The 4,774-nt window shown below is 41.8% G+C and carries 5 protein-coding genes and 1 pseudogene; 1 reads left to right on the top strand and 5 read right to left on the bottom strand.

The features are described 5' to 3' along the window. Positions 1-31: 31 nt before the first annotated feature. The 5 genes and pseudogenes from HT703_RS11910 to adhP all read right to left on the bottom strand — a co-directional run bounded on the left by HT703_RS11910 (position 32) and on the right by adhP (position 4,331). Entirely contained in the window at positions 32-256 is a 225-nt protein-coding gene (locus HT703_RS11910) for a hypothetical protein (protein ID WP_240150166.1), read from the bottom strand. Between the two features lie 64 nt (positions 257-320). After that, positions 321-1,232 (bottom strand): PTS system mannose/fructose/sorbose family transporter subunit IID, encoded by a 912-nt coding sequence (locus tag HT703_RS11210; RefSeq protein WP_000136861.1) that lies wholly within the window; start codon positions 1,230-1,232, stop codon positions 321-323. Positions 1,233-1,255: 23 nt separating this feature from the next. Continuing rightward, positions 1,256-2,059: pseudogene (locus tag HT703_RS11205) on the bottom strand (PTS mannose/fructose/sorbose transporter subunit IIC). A gap of 27 nt (positions 2,060-2,086) precedes the next feature. Next, the gene (locus HT703_RS11200) at positions 2,087-3,076 is read right to left on the bottom strand and encodes a PTS sugar transporter subunit IIB (RefSeq protein ID WP_000021975.1); all 990 of its coding nucleotides are present in this window, start codon (positions 3,074-3,076) and stop codon (positions 2,087-2,089) included. 235 nt (positions 3,077-3,311) lie between these two features. After that, on the bottom strand, positions 3,312-4,331 hold the full coding sequence (gene adhP, locus HT703_RS11195; protein ID WP_172923257.1) for an alcohol dehydrogenase AdhP: 1,020 nt from the start codon (positions 4,329-4,331) through the stop codon (positions 3,312-3,314). A 201-nt stretch (positions 4,332-4,532) separates the two neighbouring features. Between adhP and HT703_RS11190 the strand changes: the two genes are divergently transcribed. Further along, on the top strand, positions 4,533-4,774 hold a 242-nt coding region (locus tag HT703_RS11190), incomplete at its 3' end, for a helix-turn-helix domain-containing protein (RefSeq protein WP_172930098.1).

Here is a 4,774-nt window from a genome sequence, read left to right as displayed (position 1 = left end):
GTCAAAGGTTATTTCTTTCATTCTTTTTCTCCTAATACTCTTCAAACCACGTCAGCGTCGCCTTGCCGTAGGTATGGTTACTGACTTCGTCAGTTCTATCCACAACCTCAAAACAGTGTTTTGAGCTGACTTCGTCAGTTCTATCCACAACCTCAAAACAGTGTTTTGAGCTGACTTCGTCAGTTCTATCTACAACCTCAAAACAGTGTTTTGAGCAGCCTGCGGCTAGCTTCCTAGTTTGCTCTTTGATTTTCATTGAGTATAAAAGCCTAGAAAAAAGGAATCAGATTTTAGAACCTGGTTCCTTTTAAGTTGCTTGATTACATGATGTGAAGAACATGTGCCACAATACCCACTGCGAAGAGGGCAAGGATAATAGTGATTGGAGATACTTTTTTCTTAAGTAAGTACATGCAAAGTAAAGTAAGGAGTAGTCCTGATAATCCAGGAATCAACATATCCAAGTTTTGTTGGAAAGTAGTAACTTTTTCAGGAGTTTGAGACAATCCTTGTCCTACTTGTGCGAATGCTTCTTGGATACCTTTAGACCCTTCTGGCAATTTATCCCAATGGATATAAGCTTTTTCATCTAGTTGAACTTTAGAAACATCGAAAGCAAATTTAATATTTACCCAGCGTTGAACAAGGACAGCAAGAATGAACATCCCAAGGATAGAAGCTCCTTTAGTGATATCTTGAAGGATACCACCAGACATATCTTTAGTGATTTCTGATCCAGCCTTGTATCCAATCTCTTGAACATACCACAAGAATGACATACGAATCAAGTTCCATGCAACAAAGAAGAGGAGCGGACCCAAGATATTGCCAGTAAGGGCAAGTGAAGCACCGAGAGATCCAAGGATTGGGCGTACTGTAAACCAGAATACTGGGTCACCGATACCAGCAAGAGGTCCCATCATACCGATTTTAACCCCTTGGATAGCAGCGTCATCGATTTCCACACCGTTAGCACGTTCTTCTTCAAGCGCAAGAGTAACCCCCATGACTGGAGCAGCTACGTATGGATGAGTGTTGAAGAACTCAAGGTGACGCTCAAGAGCAGCGATTTGATCTTCTTTTTTAGTATAGAGTTTTTTGATAGCTGGAATGAGTGTATAAGCCCAGCCCAAGTTTTGCATCCGTTCAAAGTTCCAAGACCCTTGTAAGAAGGTTGAACGCCACCAAACTTTTTTACGATCTGATTTAGTTAATTGAAGTTTTTCAGTCATGATGTTTTCAGTCCTTTCTTATCTTAGTAGTCTTCTAGGATATCGCCGATTGGGTCGTTAGAAGTTGCGGCTCCTCCGCCACCATTTCCACCAGTTTTAGAAAGGTGAAGGTAGATAAGAGCGATAGCAACACCGATAGCACCGAATCCGATTAGAGTAATATCTGACACAGCAGCGAGAACGAAACCAAGAGCGAAGAATGGCCATACTTCACGAGTTGCCATCATGTTGATAACCATGGCGTAACCAACGGCAACGACCATACCACCACCGATAGCCATACCATCTTTGAGCCAGTCTGGCATGGCACTAAGGATACTTTGTACAGTTTCAGTTGGTACCATAAGGAGAAGAGCTGCAGGAAGCGCGATACGAAGTCCTTAGAAAAGTAGCGCGATGAAATGCGCACGCTCCACAGCGCCGAAGTCACCTTTTTTAGCGGCAGCATCTGCAGTATGAACCAAACCAACTGAGATTGTACGAACAATCATAGTTAAGAATAGACCAGCAACGGCAAGAGGGATAGCAACCGCTTGAGCAACACCGATACCTGTCTTAGTAAAGTCACCACCAAGAACCATGATAATGGCAGCAGCGACAGAAGCAAGTGCAGCATCAGGAGCGATAGCAGCACCGATATTTGACCAACCAAGGGCAATCATTTGAAGCGATCCACCGAGGATAATCCCTGCTTCCAAGTGACCTGTTACAAGCCCAATAAGGGTACAGGCTACAAGTGGTTGGTGAAATTGGAACTGGTCGAGGATGCCTTCAAGACCTGCAAAGAAGGCTACAACGACTACTAAAACCATAGAAATAATAGACATGTTTAAAATCCTTTCATAAATAATGGCTTATTTGACATTGGCTTTGTTAATCAAGTCAAACAAATCTTTTTTAGAATCATTTGGTACTTTACGGACATCAAATTCAACACCCAAGTCACGCATTTTTTCAAATGTAGCAACATCTTCTTTGTCCATAGACAAAACGGTATTGACCAATGTTTTACCTGTTGAGTGAGCCATAGAACCAACGTTAAGAGTTTTGATTGGCACGCCACCTTCGATGGCACGAAGGGCATCTTGAGGTGTTTCAAACAAGATAAGGGCATGTGTTTCTCCAAAACGTGGGTCTTTTGAAATCTCAATCAGTTTTTGAATTGGAACCACGTTAGCCTTGACATTACCTGGAGCTGCTTGTTTAATCAATTCTTTACGAAGGTCGTCTTTAGCCACGTTATCTGAAGCAACGATGATACGATTTGCTTTTGAATCTGGAGTCCAAGCAGTTGCAACCTGACCGTGAAGTAGACGTGTGTCAAGACGAGCAAGATTGATTTTCAATTTACCGTCTCCGATAACAGTTCCTTCTGGGATAGCAGTTTGGGCAACTGGAGCAGCTGCAGCGCTTGCAACTTCCTCAACTGGGTTGAGCTCTTCTGGAAGAGCCTTGATGCCATCTTTGGCTTCTTTAATGATATTAGCAGCGACTTTTTCTACACCTGCAGCAGCGTCCATGAGGCGCTCTGTGTAGGCTTGAATCAACATCGGTAAGTTAAGTCCTGTGATGATGGCAAACTTACGTTCGGGATTTTCTCCCATCACGCGACTAGCTTGGTTAAATGGAGATCCACTCCAAAGGTCAGCCAAAACTAGAACCTCATCTTCTGCGTCAAATGCAGCAACAGCGTTATTAAACTTAGCGTATAGATCATCAGGGCCTTCATTTGGCATAAAGGTTACAACTTGAACCTTTTCTTGTTCACCAAAGATCATAGATCCTGACTGATGAATACCCGCAGCAAATTCGCCGTGGCTCGCAATAATGATTCCGATACTCATTATTGTCATTCCTCCTTTTTTGTTTTAGTTGTCATTTAAGAAAACTTTAAGACTGTCTAAGTATAAACCGTTTTCATGTAAAAAGCAACTATTTATCATAAAAAATTAAAAAAACTTTTACTTTTGGATGTTGATATATTGAGTTTTTTGAGGAGTAATATTGAATCCACATTTAAAAATTTAATATAAAAAAGTTGAAAGAAGCTTCCAACTTTTAAAATAGGTTTCTATTAGATTAGTGGGTGAAGTCGAGTACCATACGTCCTTGGATTTGACCTTTTTCCATTTCGTCGAAAATGGCAACAGCATCTTCTACTGGACGTTTTTGAACAACTGGAACTACCAAACCTTCTGCACCGAATTGGAAGGCTTCTTCCAAGTCTTTACGAGTTCCAACGAGAGAACCGATGACTTGGATTCCATCTAGAACGGTTTTTACGATACTTAGTTCCATCATTTCAGAAGGAAGGCCGACAGCGACGACGTGACCACCAGCACGAACTGAGTCAACAGCCTGGTTGAAGGCAACTTTAGATACAGCAGTTACGACAGCTGAATGAGCTCCACCATCAGTTTTTTCCTTGATGAGTCCAGCTACATCTTCAACTTCGAGGCCGTTAATCACAATGTCAGCGCCTACTTCTTTTGCAAGGGCAAGTTTGTCATTGTTGATATCGACTGCGATAACATGAGCATTGAATACTTTTTTAGCGTATTGAACAGCGAGGTTACCAAGTCCACCAGCACCGTAAAGAACAACCCATTGGCCTGGTTCAACTTTTGCTTCTTTAATAGCTTTATAGGTTGTTACTCCAGCACATGTGATAGAAGGAGCTTGGGCTGAATCAAGTCCGTCAGGAACTTTGACAGCATAGTCAGCAGTTACGATACATTGTTCAGCCATACCACCGTCTACTGAGTAGCCAGCATTTTTCACTGTACGGCAAAGGGTTTCGCGACCAGTTGTACAGTATTCGCAAGTGCCACATCCTTCAAAGAACCAAGCAACGCTGACGCGGTCACCGACTTTAAGGCTTTTCACATCTGGAGCAATTTCTTTAACGATACCAACACCTTCGTGGCCAAGGACACGTCCTGGTACCTGACCGAAGTCACCATGAGCAACGTGAAGGTCGGTGTGGCAAACACCACAGTATTCAATTTCTACAAGTGCTTCCCCAGTTTCAAGTGGACGGAGTACTTTTTCTTCAACAGCAACACCAGTGCTTTCTGGATTTACAACAACAGCTTTCATAGCTATCCTCCTTGATATTGACCGAGAACAGGGACAACGGGACTGGATTGATTTTTTCAACAGAGTCGAGTGTGACGAGCTCTCTTGTATTTATATGTGAAGTATATCACAAAAGAAAGCCTTTTCCAAGGTTTTGGAGGCAAAAAGTAGAACAATCGATTAATACTAAACTAAAATCAAAAAGCATTATATAATAGTGATATGAAATCAACTAAAGAAGAAATCCAAACCATCAAAACACTTTTAAAAGACTCTAGTACAGCTAAATATCATAAACGCCTTCAAATCGTTCTATTTCGTCTGATGGGTAAATCTTATAAAGAGATTATAGAGCTTTTAGACTGTAATCAAACAACGATTTGGCCAACTGTAAAAAAATATGAGGAGTTCGGACTCGACTCTCTCCTTCAAGAAACACGTGGTTGTCGTAACCATGCACATAT

The sequence above is a fragment of the Streptococcus sp. 3874 genome, from assembly GCF_013276425.1.
Taxonomy (GTDB): domain Bacteria; phylum Bacillota; class Bacilli; order Lactobacillales; family Streptococcaceae; genus Streptococcus; species Streptococcus pseudopneumoniae.
Note: the sequence above shows the minus strand (reverse complement) of the source record. Positions and strands in the feature narration are given on the sequence as shown.